Origin of the sequence: Bdellovibrio sp. HCB117 (assembly GCF_047305915.1) — a bacterium.
GTDB lineage: Bacteria > Bdellovibrionota > Bdellovibrionia > Bdellovibrionales > Bdellovibrionaceae > Bdellovibrio > Bdellovibrio bacteriovorus_B.
On record NZ_CP178622.1, the window covers coordinates 3,185,405 to 3,199,024 of the forward strand.

9 protein-coding genes are annotated in these 13,620 nt (G+C 45.0%); 1 reads left to right on the forward strand and 8 read right to left on the reverse strand.

Annotated features, from left to right (window positions below; genetic code table 11):
• Position 1: 1 nt before the first annotated feature.
• The 5 genes from ACLWBD_RS15075 to ACLWBD_RS15095 form a co-directional block, all read right to left on the reverse strand.
• Positions 2 to 259 carry a DUF5985 family protein gene (locus ACLWBD_RS15075; RefSeq protein ID WP_373998276.1) on the reverse strand — a complete coding sequence of 86 codons (258 nt, stop codon included), beginning with the start codon at positions 257 to 259 and terminating at the stop codon, positions 2 to 4.
• Positions 260 to 261: 2 nt separating this feature from the next.
• Positions 262 to 633 (reverse strand): hypothetical protein, encoded by a 372-nt coding sequence (locus tag ACLWBD_RS15080; protein ID WP_155723863.1) that lies wholly within the window; start codon positions 631 to 633, stop codon positions 262 to 264.
• A complete protein-coding gene (locus tag ACLWBD_RS15085; protein ID WP_413568808.1) occupies positions 623 to 2,668 on the reverse strand; it encodes a response regulator in 2,046 nt (681 codons plus the stop codon). Before ACLWBD_RS15085 ends, ACLWBD_RS15080 begins: the two co-directional genes overlap by 11 nt.
• 2 nt (positions 2,669 to 2,670) lie before the next feature.
• Positions 2,671 to 8,025 (reverse strand): HAMP domain-containing protein, encoded by a 5,355-nt coding sequence (locus ACLWBD_RS15090; RefSeq protein ID WP_413570741.1) that lies wholly within the window; start codon positions 8,023 to 8,025, stop codon positions 2,671 to 2,673.
• A gap of 309 nt (positions 8,026 to 8,334) precedes the next feature.
• Positions 8,335 to 8,916 (reverse strand): hypothetical protein, encoded by a 582-nt coding sequence (locus ACLWBD_RS15095; RefSeq protein ID WP_413568809.1) that lies wholly within the window; start codon positions 8,914 to 8,916, stop codon positions 8,335 to 8,337.
• A 304-nt stretch (positions 8,917 to 9,220) separates the two neighbouring features.
• Here ACLWBD_RS15095 and ACLWBD_RS15100 point away from each other — a divergent pair, with 304 nt between their 5' ends.
• Positions 9,221 to 9,703, forward strand: coding sequence for a hypothetical protein (locus tag ACLWBD_RS15100; RefSeq protein WP_063205179.1), 483 nt, complete (start codon positions 9,221 to 9,223; stop codon positions 9,701 to 9,703).
• 279 nt (positions 9,704 to 9,982) lie between these two features.
• Here ACLWBD_RS15100 and ACLWBD_RS15105 read toward each other — a convergent pair whose 3' ends face one another.
• The 3 genes from ACLWBD_RS15105 to ACLWBD_RS15115 all read right to left on the reverse strand — a co-directional run bounded on the left by ACLWBD_RS15105 (position 9,983) and on the right by ACLWBD_RS15115 (position 13,615).
• Positions 9,983 to 11,395 carry an ATP-binding protein gene (locus ACLWBD_RS15105; RefSeq protein ID WP_413568811.1) on the reverse strand — a complete coding sequence of 471 codons (1,413 nt, stop codon included), beginning with the start codon at positions 11,393 to 11,395 and terminating at the stop codon, positions 9,983 to 9,985.
• Positions 11,376 to 12,050: a response regulator transcription factor gene (locus tag ACLWBD_RS15110; RefSeq protein ID WP_063205180.1), complete on the reverse strand. Its 675-nt coding sequence runs from the start codon at positions 12,048 to 12,050 to the stop codon at positions 11,376 to 11,378. Before ACLWBD_RS15110 ends, ACLWBD_RS15105 begins: the two co-directional genes overlap by 20 nt.
• Before the next feature lie 281 nt (positions 12,051 to 12,331).
• Positions 12,332 to 13,615: a flagellar hook protein FlgE gene (locus ACLWBD_RS15115; protein ID WP_413568813.1), complete on the reverse strand. Its 1,284-nt coding sequence runs from the start codon at positions 13,613 to 13,615 to the stop codon at positions 12,332 to 12,334.
• Between the last annotated feature and the right edge of the window lie 5 nt (positions 13,616 to 13,620).

Below are 13,620 nucleotides of genomic sequence, written 5' to 3' on the forward strand. Positions count from 1 at the left end.
ATTACACCGTATCCCAAATCAAACCGTAAATAAACGAAGCCATCGCCACGAAGATAATCACCGCGCGGATCGTAGACAGGTCATAACTGGGTCCCAATTGAAAATCGACAGAAAGTAAAATGTTGTTTAAAGCGATTCCGACAAAACAGGCGCTGCTCCAGAAAAGAAGTCGGGTGCGGTTGCTAAGGTAAGCGCGCATCAGCATAAAGGCACAGAAGGTGCTCATAACCGAACAGAGAAGATAGACCACGAACGCCATAACTAGTCCTTCTTAATCTTAAAGGCATTCGCGAAGTCGCGGATGCTATCAATGGGTTGAGAGTAAATAAATCCGATAACAGAAGATCGACGATTGGCATAGAGCTCTTCCAATCGATTCAGGATCTCCATTTGTTTTGAATCGGCAGGGAATTCATAGCCCCCGCCATTATTTACGATTAATTTTGCCGCCGCCAACTCTGCAAGCTGTGATGAGGCGTAGGATACGTTCGTTCGCATTTCAGAACTAATGTCTTCCGCGCGCCACGCTTTCGTAGAATCCCGCTTCATCAACAGTAAAACTTCTAACAGAGAAACCGAGCTGATATACCGTCGAATAAATTCACGGATATCATCAGGTATCTCACCGGACATGAGCATCCCCTTCCTTAGGTTTATTAGGATTGAACTTCGAAAGATGCTCAATCAGAACGTTGAATTCGACCGGCTTAGCAAGATGTTCTGTGCAACCGGCACTGATACTTTTTTCCCGTTCTTCGCGCAAAGCATGTGCTGAAAGAGCGATAATGGGGGCTTTAAAATTTTGAGATCTTAAAAGACGTGTCGCCTCGTAGCCGTCCATCAATGGCATTTGAATATCCATTAAAACCGCATCGTATTTGCCCTTCAGGGCCTTTGCGATGCCTTCTTGTCCATTGTTGGCGACATCCACCTGGGCGCCAGCGATATTTAGAAAGTGAACCATTAATGCTTGGTTATCTAGAACATCTTCTACCAAAAGAACTTTCATGCCTTTCAAACGACCATCGCTGATCTCAGAGATGCTTTTTCTTTTTCTTTGAATACCGAATTCTAAGTTCGAGATCAGGCTCTTTCTATTCACCGGTTCCGCATGAATCGTTACGAGGAATTTACTGCCCTTGCCCTGCTTGCTTTCTTCCAATTTCACATCACCACCCATGGCGCGCGCAAGTTGACGAGACAATGCAAGACCCAAACCAGTTCCACCAAATTTGCGTGTCGTAGAACCGTCCTCTTGAACAAAGGGTTGGAATAATTTAGAAGCATGTTCAGGAGCGATACCTACCCCCGAATCAGAAATCAAAAATCTCATTTCATCATTTTGCCACTGCACATCTAGGTGAACAAATCCGTGACTGGTGAACTTCAAAGCGTTTCCGACAAGATTTAAAAGAATTTGTCTTAAACGAGTCGGATCTGAATAAATGGCCTGCGGAATCGAGTTCATCAAATTAATTTCAAAATTCAAACCCTTATCGGCGGCCTGAAGATTCAATAGATTCTTTAAATCTTCCAGCAATGCAGACATATTGACTTCGACATGTTCAATCGTCATGTGTCCAGATTCAACTTTCGAAATATCTAAAATCTCGTCAATGATTTTAAGAAGCTGGCTGGCATTTCTTTGCACGGTATGAATGCAATCAATGCGATCTTCCGACGTTTGATTGGGTTCCAACATCAACTCTGTAAAGCCCAGGATAGCGTTCATAGGTGTGCGAATTTCATGACTCATATTAGCAAGGAAACTGGTTTTAGAAAGATTCGCCGCTTTGGCTTCCTTTTCAGCCTGAATCAGTCGGATCTCTGCCATCTTACGATCATGAATGTCAGTACAAGTGCCTAACCAATTCTGTGCTTGGCCAAATTGATTAAGTTCGGAAACTGTCTTTACCCAGAACCAACGTTGCTCGCCGTCGTGTTTGGTGATGCGGCATTCACATTCGAATGAACTTCCGTCTGCCATAGCCTGCATCCAGGTTTTAAGGAAGTTGGGTAGATCATCACTGACAAACGCTGTTTGCCATCCACTTCCGAAACTTTTTTCTAAAGAAAGTCCGGTGTAATCACTCCAACCTTTGTTGAAGTAATCCAAAGTTCCGTCCCCACGCGCACGCCACACCATATGGGGAATGGCATCTGCAAGATTGCGGTATCGTTTCAGACTTTCATTTTCCAACTCGGTAAGACGCAGATAGCGCTCCCGACGTTCGCTTTCACGAATGGTTTCGGCTTGCGCTTGCAATTGACGATTTTTTTTGAAGAGCTCGATGAAGACGCTGACTTTCGAACGCAAAATCTGAGGTTCGAATGGCTTAAAAATATAATCCACTGCACCGGCTTCATAGCCGCGATAGATATAGCGCTCATCTTTATTGATAGCAGTTACAAAAATGATCGGCGTCAGTTTGTATTTTTCGTGCTTGCGAATCAAAGCCGCAGTTTCAAAACCGTCCAGCTCTGGCATCTGCACATCCAACAGAATCACACCGAAATCATAAAGGTTTAAAAGATCCAAAGCCTCACGACCCGATTGAGCCTTGACCAAATTCACGCCGGGCATATCAAGGACGGCCTCTAGAGTGATGAGGCCGTCGATACGATCATCGACTATTAAAATGTCTACGAGGCTCTGATCTTTGCGCATAATTAGTTCATTTTTTCCTTATTCGGCAACCAAGAGTACATGACTGATAACAAATGTGCTTCGTCAACAGGCTTCGTGACGTAGTCTGAAGCACCGGCTTCAAGACACTTTTCTCTGTCGCCCTTCATTGCTTTCGCCGTCAATGAAATGATCGGCAAATTTGCAAACTGAGGAAGTGTGCGGATTTCGCGGGTGGCTTCCAATCCGTCCATTTCCGGCATCATCGTGTCCATCAATACCAAATCTGTATCCGGATTTTCAGTAAGAACCTTGATACCTTGTTTGCCGTTTTCAGCAAAGATCACATTCATACCACGCATTTTGAGGACGCTTGAAAGAGCGAAAACGTTACGGACGTCATCATCGACAATCAAAACTTTACGACCTGTGAAGTCAGCCTCAACTGGGAGTGGCAGAGCTTGAGTGCTTTCGTCTGCTTGAATTCCCACATTCTGCGATTCAGCACCCGTGTACTTCAATGGAAGAACTAGAGTAAAGCTACTGCCTACGCCTGGCTGACTTTGCACTTCGATAACACCGCCCAAGAGGCGAGCGATTTCTCGACTGATCGTCAGACCCAAACCAGTTCCACCGTATTTACGACTTGTCGTGCCGTCAGCTTGTTGGAAGGCTTCGAAGATCAATTTCTGTTTTTCTAATGGAATACCGATACCGGTATCGGTTACTCGGAAGACCATCGCTCCTTTAGATTTGCTGCCTTCGCTGGAGTATCCAGTGCGCGTTTTGTCCCAAACAACTTCCAGCTTCACTTGTCCTTTTTCAGTGAACTTAAAAGCATTTGACAAAAGGTTCTTCAAAATCTGTTGCAGACGGTTTTCATCCGTATACATGTTTTTCGGGAGGTCCGTGCTGGTTTCGATAACAAACTCCAGACCCTTGTGCTCTGCCACCGGACGGAACGTCTGCTCGATGTATTCTTGAACCTCTTTGAGTGGAACTGCTTTTGGCGTGACTGGCATTTTTCCAGCTTCCACTTTTGATAGATCTAGAATCTCGTTGATCAATGCTAACAAGTCTTGTCCGGCGGAATGGACCGTGCTTGCAAATTTCACCTGTTCCGCACTTAAGTTCTTATCCTTATTATCCGCCAATGTTTTTGACAGGATTAACAAGCTATTAAGCGGCGTGCGAAGTTCGTGGGACATGTTCGCCAAGAATTCGGACTTGTACTTCGAAATAAGTGACAGTTGTTCCGCTTTTTCTTCGAGTGAACGAGACGCCAGTTCGACCTCTTGGTTTTTGACTTCCAAAAGTTTCGCCTTTTCTTCGAGCTCTTTTGCTTGCGCTTCCAGTTCGGCATTGGAACGTTTCAACTCTTGCAGAAGCTCCTCTGTTCTCATACTTGAAGAGATCATGTTCAGGATAACGCCGACCGAATCCATTAACTGATCCAGGAAGTTGATATAGTTCTGAGTAAACGGAATGACGGAAGCCAATTCAATAACGGCTTTCAGCTCTCCCTCGAACAGAACCGGAAGAACAATCACGTTGCGTGGCTTTTCTTCCACGATGCTGGAACTGATTTTTACATAGTCATCCGGTGGAGAGATCAGAAGAATGCGTTTTTTCTCGAACGCGCACTGACCCACCAGACCTTCTTTAAGTTTGTATTTGTTAGAAACATTTCTTCTTTCAGTGAAAGCGTAGCTCGCAATCAAATTCAAGACAGTTTCATTGCCTTCATTTTCTGCCATGAAGAATGTTCCATGACGAGCGTCCACCAATGGAGTCAGCTCGGACATGATCAACTGCGCGACTGAAGTCACGGAACGCTGCCCTTGCATCATTCCGGAGAACTTCGCGAGGTTCGTTTTCAACCAGTCTTGCTCTTGGTTTTTCTGAGTCGTGTCTTTCAGATTTGAGATCATCTGATTGATATTTTCAGAAAGGGCCGCAACCTCTCCTTGTGCTTCCACCGTGATTGAACGAGTCAAATCACCTTTTGTTACCGCTGTCGATACTTCCGCGATCGCACGAACTTGTGTTGTTAAGTTTCCGGCAAGCTGATTCACGTTGTCGGTCAAATCTTTCCAAGTACCCGAAGCGCCCGGAACTTTCGCCTGTCCGCCTAGTTTACCTTCGATACCCACCTCACGGGCAACTGTCGTTACCTGGTCAGAGAATGTGCGAAGAGTATCTGTCATTGAATTGATCGTTTCAGCAAGAGCGGCCACTTCCCCTTTTGCTTCAAGAACGAATTTTTGGTTCAAGTCACCTTCGGCAACGGCAGTAACGACTTTCACGATACCGCGAACTTGTTTTGTTAAGTTCGAGGCCATGAAGTTTACGTTATCTGTTAAATCTTTCCATGTACCGGCAACACCAGGTACGTGGGCTTGTGCTCCCAGTTTACCTTCGACACCCACTTCACGTGCGACCGTGGATACTTGATCCGCGAACGTACGTAGCGTGTCTGTCATAGAGTTGATCGTTTCCGCAAGAGCGGCCACTTCCCCTTTTGCTTCAAGAACGAATTTTTGATTTAAATCACCATTGGCAACAGCAGTTACGACTTTCACGATACCACGGACTTGCATGGTCAAGTTTGATGCCATGAAGTTCACGTTATCCGTTAAGTCTTTCCAAGTTCCAGACACCCCTTTAACATCGGCTTGTCCACCTAGTTTTCCTTCAGTACCAACCTCTTTCGCCACGCGAGTCACCTCGGCAGCGAATGAGTTCAACTGATCCACCATCACGTTGATTGTATTTTTCAGCTCTAGGATTTCACCCTTGGCATCAACGGTGATCTTCTGAGACAGGTCACCTTTTGCAACGGCTGTTGTTACTTTGGCGATGTTACGAACTTGAGCTGTTAGATTTCCTGCAAGACCATTTACGTTATCTGTAAGGTCTTTCCACGTACCCGAAACACCTTTTACTTCCGCTTGTCCGCCCAATTTACCTTCAGTACCAACCTCTTTCGCCACACGAGTCACCTCGGCAGCGAATGAGTTCAACTGATCCACCATCACGTTGATTGTATTTTTCAGCTCTAGGATTTCACCCTTGGCATCAACGGTGATCTTCTGAGACAGGTCACCTTTTGCAACGGCTGTTGTTACTTTCGCGATATTACGTACTTGCGCGGTTAGATTTCCGGCAAGGCTGTTGACGTTATCAGTTAAGTCTTTCCATGTACCAGAAACTCCGCGAACTTCCGCTTGTCCACCCAGTTTACCTTCAGTACCTACTTCTTTCGCCACACGAGTCACCTCGGCAGCGAATGAGTTCAATTGATCCACCATCGTATTGATTGTATTTTTTAATTCGAAGATCTCGCCTTTGGCATCAACCGTGATTTTCTGTGACAAGTCACCTTTTGCGACCGCCGTCGTAACTTTAGCGATGTTACGTACTTGCGCTGTTAAGTTTCCGGCTAGACCATTCACGTTATCAGTAAGGTCTTTCCAAGTACCGGAAACACCTTTAACTTCGGCTTGTCCGCCCAGTTTACCTTCAGTACCCACCTCTTTCGCGACACGAGTCACCTCGGCTGCGAATGAGTTCAACTGATCCACCATGACGTTGATTGTATTTTTAAGCTCAAAGATCTCGCCCTTAGCATCCACCGTAATTTTTTGTGACAAGTCGCCTTTAGCAACGGCGGTTGTTACTTTCGCGATATTACGTACTTGGTCTGTTAAGTTACCCGCTAAGCTATTTACGTTGTCTGTGAGGTCTTTCCACGTACCAGAAACTCCGCGAACTTCGGCTTGTCCGCCCAGTTTACCTTCAGTACCAACCTCTTTCGCGACACGAGTCACCTCGGCAGCGAATGAGTTCAACTGATCCACCATCGTGTTGATTGTATTTTTTAATTCAAGGATTTCGCCTTTAGCATCGACCGTAATCTTTTGTGACAAGTCCCCTGTCGCCACCGCGGTGGTAACTTTAGCGATGTTACGCACTTGAGCTGTTAAGTTCCCGGCTAGTCCGTTCACATTGTCAGTTAAGTCTTTCCATGTACCAGAAACACCTTTTACGTCGGCCTGACCACCTAGTTTTCCTTCGGTACCAACTTCTTTCGCAACACGTGTTACCTCCGCTGCGAATGAGCGAAGCGTATCCACCATTGTGTTGATGGTGTCTTTCAGTTCAAGAATTTCACCTTTGGCGTCAACCGTGATCTTTTGTGACAAGTCACCATTTGCTACGGCTGTTGTTACTTTGGCGATGTTACGGACTTGCGCCGTTAAGTTATTCGCAAGACCATTCACATTATCTGTTAAGTCTTTCCAAGTACCAGACACACCTTTTACGTCGGCCTGACCACCCAGACGACCTTCAGTACCCACTTCCTTCGCGACACGAGTCACTTCGGCTGCGAACGAGTTCAACTGGTCCACCATCACGTTGATGGTATTTTTAAGCTCTAAGATTTCACCGCGCGCATCGACCGTGATTTTTTGTGACAAGTCACCGTTGGCAACCGCCGTTGTTACTTTCGCGATGTTACGTACTTGCGCTGTTAGATTATTCGCAAGACCATTTACGTTGTCTGTTAAATCTTTCCAGGTACCAGACACACCTTTTACGTCGGCCTGACCACCCAGACGACCTTCCGTACCTACTTCCTTCGCAACACGCGTTACCTCGGCGGCGAATGATGAAAGCTGATCCACCATGACGTTGATAGTGTTTTTGAGCTCGAAGATCTCGCCCTTGGCATCAACCGTGATCTTTTGCGACAAGTCCCCTTTGGCTACGGCTGTTGTTACTTTGGCGATGTTACGAACCTGGTCCGTCAAGTTACCCGCAAGGCTGTTTACGTTATCTGTTAAGTCTCTCCAAATACCTGAAGCACCGCGAACGTCCGCTTGTCCGCCCAGTTTTCCTTCCGTACCCACCTCTTTCGCAACACGCGTAACCTCAGAGGCAAATGAATTTAACTGGTCCACCATGGCATTCACCGTGGTACCGATACGCAAGAACTCCCCTTTGACCGCGCGGGATTCAATTTCTAAGGACATCTTCTGTGACAAGTCGCCCTTTGCCACGGAGGTGATGACACGCGCGACCTCTTGTGTCGGCTGTACCAGATCCCCGATAAGAAGATTCACAGAGTCTACACTTGTCGCCCAGGCGCCGCGCACCGACCCCATCGACACACGTTCGTTCATCTTACCTTCAAGACCGACGGTGCTTCGAACTCTGACGAATTCGTTGGCCATATTTTCGTTAAGCTCGATGATATCGTTGAGGACTTCACCGATTTCAGCAATGATACCCTCTTGCCCCACCGGCATTCTCACCGCGAAGTCACCACGTCGCACGGCTTTTACCGTGAACAAAAGCTGGCGCAGTTGTTCTTTGGGGTTTGTGTCTGTTGGCATTTCAAAATTCAGAAAGGTTGACGGTGCGACATTTTTTTTGTCGACTGACGAAAACTCTTTCATCTTCATCGGCTTCACAGGTGTTTTAGAATTCTTTTTTCCGGAACGACTTTTTGCTTCTACATGAGTATCAAGCTTAGCCACAAGATCTCTCCTTAGTTCGAGACATCTTCGAATAAACATTATGGGAATTTAAACATGTAGACAAAACACAAATTCTTACGAGGATTTAATTCTGTGGGCTACACGGGGTCAATTACCAACGCGTAACTTGAAAGCTCCAAGAAGGGAAATCTTGGAGCGAGAGATCTATTTTAGAGGATCACAATACATCGTCCCAGAGGAAATCAGCTTCCAGCGACATTTCATTCCTCCTGCAGCAATCAACTCGGTCGTGATTTTTGCAGAAGCTGCTTTGGACTGCAAAATAATTTCGCGTGGCTCATCCACAAAAAATTGTTCAGCCACTGTGTCTGCAGCAAAAGGAATAACTTGCGACGTAAGCAATTCTTCGCCGCGCACCAAAGAAATTTTAAGTGCGATACTGCCTTGGAAATCATCGGGCTTTTGCCAATTCTTATCGTACTTATAATTCACCATACGGAACATAAGCAGATCCTCGGTACGTGACAATGAAATCAAAGAGCTCTGTGGCATCCCGACTTCTGCGCCTTCAACGATCAGCGAAAATTTAATTTGAGCATCACCAACAATTTCCTTTTTTATCGTCATGTCGTAGCCGTGATCTATGCCTGTAGTTGTGTGCGCGAAGTAGGGGAAATCTCTTTTAGAAGTACAAGGCTCTAGACAGCTACGATTTCCTGACTCCTGCGCAAAGACAGAGAGCGTAAAAAGAAGACAACCCAAAACTGTAACTACTGAACTTTTCATAAACCATCCTTTTATTTTAAGATTCAGGAAGGGTTTAGCAGGTATTGTTCCAAGTGTTTCGATTACCAAATTTGTTAGGAAGTCAGGTTTGGTAACTTCGTATAAAGCGTCTGATCGACACACCTATTTGCCCATAAAGAGGCTAAATATGTTTAAGTTTTATAAGCATTGCCAAAAAATGCGCATTTTTTGGTTTTTATACTCTGAAACAAGCCTCCAGATCTTCTTAATATCTCGCAGCCGGGCACGGTGATTGCTCCTTCGTTGAAACACATTCAAACCTCTCAGAAACGGAGCTTGTTCCATGAAATTCTGTATTCCAGCCTTCATCACTGTTCTTTTCGTATCCTTGTTTGTTCAGGCTGGGACTACGTCAGGAAGCATTGGCGTATCCTTAACCATCGTCGACGCGGGAAAAACATCTTCAGGCGCGCCTACAAGCCCTACAGACTTACAAAGCGTGAAGTCTTTGAGTGTTCTCACAGATGCCGTAAATGGTGCTGTCATTGATGTTCTAATGAATGGACAAAAGATCGCGTCCGTCCTTTCACAAAACGGTGTTATCCATTTCGATGTGGACCTACGCGATGTCGACAGTATTCATTTCGCCTTTAAATCCAATGGCAAAAACGTCAATGTTTTACAAACTTACTATAGGCAAGGTAAGCATTCGATCTCACCGCAAATGAGCCAGAAAATATATCGCCAGCAAGTCCCAACAACAGACGCCCAGGGAAATCCATCGACCCGCACCGTGGACGTACAGGTCGTTGAAATCTCTTATTAGCGATGTTTCGAGTCTCGGGCCGAGCCCCCTTTGGATTTCCGACGAGACTCCATGTAAAAGAAAAGTGATACAAAGAAAATCAGCGGGATAAATATAAATAGAAGATTTAAGAACTTTTCACCAAGCTCCATAGGGGCATCCTTTCTAGAAAGGATGGCGACCCTACCATCAAAAAACTTTTGCGAAACTCTTCCGCAAAACCCTTGGTATTCGAATTTAAACTAAGTTTACTACAAAGCAGATTGAGACGACAGAATAAAGCGCACCCAGTGCGCTTTATTAAGACATCTTTTGCAAAAGAACTTCGAATTCTGTGCCCTTTCCATCCTTCACAGGACTTCGGACAGAGACCTTTCCGTCATGAGCTTCGACAACGGCTTTAACAAATGTCAGACCCAACCCCATACCATATTCAGAACGGCTCTTATCACTGCGATACAGTTTTTGGAAAATCGCGGCATGCTCTTCTGGCGCAATACCAGGTCCCGTGTCTGTCACACGCAATATGACGTTTTCAGTTTGATTGATAGTTTCAATCAACACCTCACCGCCAGAAGGCGTGTATTTATGGGCATTATCCAAAAGGTTGGCAATCACTCGACTAATCAGACGGGCATCAACCATGGCCCAATCGTGAGCATCCAGCTTTACGCTGATCTTGATGTCTTTTTCTTCAAAAGCCATCTCGTACAAACTCATGATTTCCTCAACCAACTGACTGATAAACTTCTTTTCAAGCTTCAGTTTTTTACTGCGGTTTTCTGCTTCAGTAATATCTGTAAGAACTTGCAGGAAGTTAAGAATCTTATCTGAGTTTTCAAAGCAGCTTTGTAAAGCTTCACGATAAGTTTCGATATCACCTTCAGCTTGCAATGCCAGTTCGGCACGACCCCGCAAGCGTGTCACCGGCGTACGAATATCGTGAGCTAGGTGATCAAAGGCCTCTTTCAATCCGTTCACCAGATTTTCGATCTTATCGAGCATCTTATTACAAAGAATTTTGAGCTCTTCTAATTCGTCGTCACTGCCACCAATCGGTACACGTGTCGATAAAGAGCCACCTTCAATCTTTTTCATTGAAGTCAAAAGCTCCCGGACAGGGCTGAGCGTTTTATTAGAAAGGAACAAGCCCCCTAAGAAACCCACCAAGGCCACAGGTAAAAGCAACCACCAGAAAATTTTTTGCAGATTGCGCAATTGAACGCCCAGTCCTTCAGTGCTTTTTGCGACGAAAAGGCGATTTCCATCTTTCAAAGTTCTGCCGAAAATCAACAGACTGTCGTTTCCTTTTGCTTCGGGCATGACGAAATCAAAATGCGGAGACTTCTGATTAATAACCTCGGACTTCACATCCTCAAAATCCACATTCGTACCTGCAATAGGTTCATGAAGAAAAAGGACGTCGCCCCTCGGGTTTACTAAACTCACAAGCAAAGCGGCATTCTGATCGTAACCAGGAACATAAGAAAAATAGTCCGTCAGCTCTTTGAGCCCGCGCATTTCGATACGATTTCGGTATTCTTCGAGTTTAGCTTCCAATACCAGTCGTTCCTGATTTTGCAGGGCCTGACTTATTTGAAAGTAAAGGAAGCTAAATATGACGGTGGAACTAAGGATCAGCACTAAAGAGTACGCTAAGGTCAATTTAGTGCTGATTCGGAAAAGAGTCGGCTTAAGACGACTTAAGAACATATCCTACACCTCTGACCGTATAAATAAGTCGTGTAGGGAAATCCTTCTCTAACTTGTTTCTTAAACGGCATACCAATACGTCTACCACGTTTGTTTGTGGATCGAAATCATAATTCCAAACTTCCTTAAGGATCGTTTGTTTTCCGATGATTTTATTTGGATTGCTCATGAATAGATCTAGAAGAACGAATTCTCTTTCTTGTAGATCCAACTTGCGACCCGCACGCACCACTTCACGATTCAATCGGTTCAACTTCAAATCTTGGAAAACCAATTGAGTCACTTCAGAAGCTTTTTGCGCGCGCTTCAAAAGATTTTTAACGCGGATTTGCAACTCAGCCATTGCAAAAGGTTTTGTAAGGTAGTCGTCGCCACCCATGCTTAAACCTTTCAAACGGTCGTCTAATTCGCGCAAGGCGCTAAGGATTAAGATTGGCGTGTTCACTTCTTTTTCGCGCAAAGACTTTGCGAATGTGTAACCGTCCATCTCAGGAAGCATTAGATCAAGTACGATGATGTCGTAATGATTTGTCAAAGCTCTCTCGTAAGCGCGGCGGCCGTTGGCTTCAACTTCCACTTCGCCTTCAAGTTCCCCTAAGCCCTGTTTCACGATCGTTGCGATTTCGTTATCGTCTTCAACTACTAAGCATCTCATACAGAGTCACCTTTGTTACGTTCATGTTATTTCTGAGCCCAAGGATATAACAGGTTTGTCTCTAAACAAAAGTCGGAAATGTAATAAAACCCCGTAAACACAGCATTATTACATACATTTAACGGACGTCTCATTTTGGATTGCAAACTTAAAATCAAACTGTGCCGTAATCAGGATTGCATAAATGAGATTTCGCATTTACGGCGAGGCGCGAAAAATAAAAAAACGGGCTCCTGGTCAGAGAGCCCGTCGACATGGTCATTAGGTTTTAGATCAGATTATTATCTCTTAAGCTGGATAACCTCGTTCAAAAGTTCATCTGTCGTCGTGATTGTCTTCGCGTTGGCTTGGAAACCACGTTGATTTTGGATCATGTTTACGAATTCTGTCGCCAAGTCTACTGTTGATCTCTCAAGAGATTTAGCGAACAACTTACCGCGGCCAGAAGATCCCGGACCACCCAAAGAAGCGGCGCCAGAGTCTCTAGATTCTTTCAAACGGTTGTTACCAACTTTGAAAAGAGCTTCTGGATTTTCGAATTTCGCAAGAGCGATCTGAGCAAGATCCGCAGCTTGTCCATTCGAGTAAACTGCCGTCAAGATACCTTCGTCATTGAATGACAAACCAGTGATTGTTCCCGCTGCCGCGCCGTCTTGATTCCAAGAGATCAAGTCCGAGTTTTTACCGTACTGCTTAGTACCTTCCAAACCTTTACCGCCATCTTTAATAGCGTCACCGAAGTTGATTTTAACTTGTTGACCTTGAAGAGCACCACCCTTGAAGTTGAATGCAGAGTCAGTCACTTCTTGAGAATCCAATTTACCGTCAACTGTGAAAGTCAATTTACCGGCAACAACTTGAGACAATGCTCCGTCTTCGCCACCAGTCACTTCTTTACCGTCAACCAAACCTTTGAATTCCCACTCACGATCAGCCACTTTATTGAAGAAGAAGCTTACCAAGTGTTTGTTACCTTGAGAGTCATACATCTCTACACCCGTAGAGTAGTGAGAAGTGGAATATGGATCTTTGATATCAAATTTCTTAGTCGCTTCCATGCGCGAATCTAAGTTCAGATCCAATTTCAATTCTTTCGTTGCCTTTGCTGGGATCAACGCGCGAGGGAATTTAATATCTGTCATTTTGTTAACGATATTTCCCTTCTCGTCTGTCGAGAAACCTTGAACTTTTTGGTTGTCGTTCGTTACCAAGTAACCTTCACGGTCAAAGTGGAAAGAACCATCACGAGTGAAAGATTCACCATCGGAACCTTTTACTTTGAAGTAACCGTCACCAGAAATCGCCAAGTCAGTGACTTTTTCTGTAGCGTCGATATTACCTTGAGTTAAGATTGGGTTTACTGCACCGATCTTCACACCGCGACCGATTTGGTTACCACCAAGAATACCTTTTAAGTTTTTAGAAATGATGTCTTGGAATTCTGCACGGCTTGCTTTGAAACCGATAGTGTTCGCGTTGGCGATGTTGTCCCCGATAACGCCCAAAGCCTCGCCTTGCGCAGTCATACCAGACACACCCGTGTAAAGAGATGAAAGAATACCCATGTGAC